Annotated in this window: 1 protein-coding gene and 1 pseudogene; both read left to right on the forward strand. The window is 49.0% G+C overall.

What is annotated here, in order from left to right:
• Positions 1-92 precede the first annotated feature (92 nt).
• Positions 93-3,431 carry a SusC/RagA family TonB-linked outer membrane protein gene (locus QVP67_RS11840; RefSeq protein ID WP_022163776.1) on the forward strand — a complete coding sequence of 1,113 codons (3,339 nt, stop codon included), beginning with the start codon at positions 93-95 and terminating at the stop codon, positions 3,429-3,431.
• A 103-nt stretch (positions 3,432-3,534) separates the two neighbouring features.
• Positions 3,535-4,601, forward strand: a pseudogene (locus QVP67_RS11845) (RagB/SusD family nutrient uptake outer membrane protein); the annotation flags it as partial.

The raw sequence follows: 4,601 nt of genomic DNA on the forward strand, positions 1-4,601 counted from the left end.
AAGAGCACCGTTTTTCAGAGCGCTGAATTTTGAAGGTGGGAAACTGCGATGATGATTCTTTAACTTTATATACTAATCTAAAATCAAAGAGCATGAAAAACAAACTTCTTGTGTCATTGCTTTTCCTTTTTGTAGGAATTGCTTCCATGACAGCGCAACAGACGGGAGTAAGCGGAGTCGTCATTTCCGGGGAAGACAATCAGCCGGTTATCGGGGCTTCCGTATTGGTGGTCGGCACAACGGTCGGAGTGACAACAGACGTTGATGGCAAGTTCCGGTTGGACAATTTGCCTGCATCGGCCAAAGAATTGCAGATTTCCTTTATCGGATTCAGAAAGGAAGTTGTGCAGATCACGCGTGGAAAGAATATGAAAGTGGTTTTGATGCCCGATTCCGAGATGCTGGAAGAAGTGGTGGTAACCGGTATGACCAAGGTGGACAAACGCCTCTTTACCGGAGCAGCCGACCAATTGTCTGCCGCCGATGTGAAACTGGACGGTATGGCCGACATCAGCCGTGGCCTGGAAGGACGTGCGGCAGGTGTGTCCGTACAGAACATTTCGGGTACGTTCGGTACGGCTCCCAAAATCAGGGTACGTGGAGCCACCTCTATTTACGGTAACTCCAAACCTTTGTGGGTGGTGGACGGAGTCATCATGGAGGATGTGGTAGAGATTGGAGCCAACGACCTTTCTTCGGGCGATGCCACTACACTGATCAGTTCGGCCATTGCCGGATTGAACTCGGATGATATTGAGAGTTTTCAGATTCTGAAAGACGGTTCGGCTACCTCTATTTACGGTGCCCGTGCCATGGCAGGTGTGATTGTAGTGAACACCAAGAAAGGAAAGGCCGGTACTACCCGGTTCAGCTATACCGGTGAGTTTACTAGCCGCCTGAAGCCTTCGTACCGTACGTTCAACATCATGAACTCGCAAGACCAGATGGGCGTATACAAGGAGTTGCAGAATAAAGGCTGGCTGAATCTGGCCGGTACCTACCGGGCTGCCAACAGCGGCGTTTACGGCCGAATGTACCACCTTATCAATACATACGACCCTGTGACAGGCCAGTTTGGTTTGCTCAATACGGTGCAGGCCCGTAACGAATACCTTCGGGCAGCCGAATACCGCAATACCGACTGGTTCGACCTGCTTTTCAGCAATGCACTGATGATGAACCACTCGGTGAGCATATCAAGCGGTACGGAGAAGTCGAACTCATACATCTCGCTCAGTGTGATGACCGATCCGGGATGGATGAAGAGCAGTAGCGTGCAACGCTATACGGCTAATATGAATACGACTTATAACCTGACTAAGGAACTGTCGCTCAACGTTATCGGCAATGCTTCTTATCGTAAGCAGAAAGCACCCGGTACCATTGGTCAGTCGCGCGACGCTGTGTCGGGCGAGGTATCGCGTGGTTTCGATATCAATCCCTATTCGTATGCACTGAACACTTCGCGTACGCTGGATCCGGACGAAATCTATACCCGTAACTATGCCGACTTCAACATCTTCAACGAGTTGAATACCAATAACATCTTCCTGAACGTCGTGGATCTGCGCTTTCAGGGCGAACTGAAATGGAAACCGCTGAAGGGACTTGAACTGAGCGTGTTGGGAGCAGCCAAATACTCTTCTTCCTCGCAGGAACATAAAATATTGGAGTCGTCCAACCAGGCGATGGCTTATCGTGCCATGGACGATGCCACCATACGCAATAGCAATACCTGGCTTTATACTGATCCCGATGTGCTCAATTCGTTGCCTTTCAGTATTTTGCCAAATGGTGGTTTCTACAATAAGACCGATTATCGCATGCTCAGCTGGGACTTCCGTGCGGCAGCCAGCTACAACACGGTGTTCAGAGGAGAAAATATCCTGAACCTGTATGCCGGTATGGAAGCCAATGCCGTCGACCGCAGCAACAACTCGTTCGAGGGTTGGGGTATGCAGTACGAGAATGGTGAGATTCCGTATTTCGATTATCATGCTTTCAAGAAGATGCGCGAAAATAATTCTACCTATTATTCGCTATACAATACCAAGAAACGCATGCTGGCCTACTTTGCTACCGGAACTTACTCTTATAAAGGACGCTACAGCCTGACGGGAACCATCCGTTACGAAGGAACCAACCGTCTGGGTAAGGCCCGTTCGGCCCGCTGGTTGCCCACTTGGAACGTAGGCGCCGCCTGGAACGTACACGAAGAATCCTTCTTCCAACATCTGGAACCGGCTTTTTCGCACATGACCCTCAAAGGCTCCTACAGTTTGACAGCCGACGCAGGTCCGTCATACGTTACCAACTCGGTGGTTAACATCAACAGTTTCACACCCTGGCGTCCCAGTGCATCGGTGGGTGAATCGGGCTTGCAGATTGTAGAATTGGCCAACGGTGACCTGACTTATGAAAAGAAGCATGAGTTGAATATCGGATTGGATTTGGGTTTCCTTGACAACCGTATTAATCTGGAATTGGCTTGGTATAAGCGTAACAACTACGACCTGATTGGTGCCGTACTGACACAAGGTGTGGGTGGTGAAACACGACGCAATGCCAACCTGGCCAGCATGAAGTCGCACGGTTACGAGGCCACTCTTTCGACCCGCAACATCGTTACCAGGAACTTTAGCTGGAGTACCGACTTTATTTTCGGTTACAGCAAGACGCAGATTACCGACCTTAAATCACAGACTTATTTGTTCGATCTTGTGACCGGTTACGGACAACGCGAAGGCTACCAGTGGGGTAGTATCTTCTCCATACCTTTTGCCGGACTTGATTCTGACGGTTATCCGACCTTTATGTGGAACGGGAAGCTGGTGGATAAGACCCAATACGGTAGTATCAACTTCCAGCAGCTGGAAAATCTGGATTTCCTGAAGTACGAAGGTCCAAAAGATCCGACCATTACCGGTAGTTTCGGTAACATTTTTACCTGGAAGAACTTCAAGCTGAATGTGTTTATTACTTATGCCGCAGGCAACAAGGTTCGTCTCGATCCTCGGTTCGCGCGCAGCTACAACGACCTGGACGCTACTCCCAAGGAATTCAAGAACCGCTGGATGATGCCGGGCGACGAGAAGATTACCGATATCCCCGTCATAGCCAGTACACGCGATAACAATAAGTACAGCAACATGAACTATGGTTACAACGCATACAACTATTCTGATGCACGTATTGCCGACGGTAGTTTCATCCGAATGAAAGAGATTTCGTTGAGTTACGATTTCCCGAAGAGCCTGCTGGGTGGTCAGAAGATTGTCAAAGGCCTTTCGTTGAAGGTGCAAGGTACGAATCTCTTCCTGATTTATGCCGACAAGAAGCTGAACGGACAGGATCCGGAATTCTTCAATTCTGGTGGTGTGGCCGCTCCGGTACCCAAGCAGTTTACGTTCACAGTCAGAGCCAATTTCTAACCATTAACAGTTACCTATCATGAAAACAAGAAATATATTATTTGCATTAGGCGTTGCCGGCTTGATGGGAAGCATGCAGTCTTGCGACAGCTTTCTCGACACTATGCCCGACAAACGTACGGAAATCAATACTCCTACTAAAGTAAGGGATATCCTGCTGTCTGCTTATCCTACACTGCATCCTACCATTATGTTCGAATTCATGTCCGACAATTATGCCGACAATGGTGACATGTACTCCAGTCCCATGAACCTGGCCATTGAGTCGTATATGTGGAAAGATGCCGTAGAGTCTGACTGGGATAGTCCGCAGGAAGTCTGGGATGCCAATTACCGTGCCATTGCTTCGGCCAATCAGGCTCTGAGTGCCATCGAAGAGATGGGTACGCCGGCCGAGTGCCTGCCTTACAAAGGAGAAGCACTGTTGTGCCGTGCTTACGGACATTTTATGCTGGCCAATACGTTCTGTATGGCTTATAACGAACGCACTGCTGCCAACGAACTGGGCATTCCTTATATTACTGCTCCCGAGGAATCGGTAGGCGTGGTTTACGAACGTGGTACGCTGGAGGATACTTATCGTAAAATCAACGAAGATATTGAAGAAGCACTGCCATTGGTGGCCGGAATCACTTTCAATATCCCCATGTATCACTTTAACGAAAAAGCGGCTTATGCTTTTGCGGCACGTTTCAACCTGTTTTACGGAAAAGATTACGATAAGGTTATCGCATATGCAACCAAAGCTATCGGAACCGATCCGACAAGCGTATTGAGAGACCTGAACGGATATGATAAGTTTACCACCACCAAGGAATGGACTTACGGTTATATCAGTGCTGACGAACCGGCAAACCTGCTGCTGATAACCAACCGTTCGCTTTACGGACGTGTAGGTAACCAACGTTACGGCATCACCAACGACATTTTCCGTTCGCAGCTGGCGTGGTCTTACTTCCCCGGAAACAAGCAGCTGACTGTTTACAACACGGTGTTCCATTACAATTACATGAGCTATTTCATCCCGAAGATGACCGAAATCTTCGAAATCACCAACCAGATAGCCCAGACTGGACAGCCGCACGTTGTCATTCCTGCTTTCACTACCGACGAAACGTTGCTCTGCCGTGCCGAGGCACACGTGTTGAAGCAGGAGTATGAAGCTGCCGC

Source organism: Bacteroides sp. CAG:633 (genome assembly GCF_000435115.1).
Lineage (GTDB): Bacteria > Bacteroidota > Bacteroidia > Bacteroidales > Bacteroidaceae > Bacteroides > Bacteroides ndongoniae.

Excerpts from the sequence above, each read along its gene's own strand:
- QVP67_RS11840 (WP_022163776.1), top strand. The coding sequence starts at position 93 with ATGAAAAACAAACTTCTTGTGTCATTGCTTTTCCTTTTTGTAGGAATT.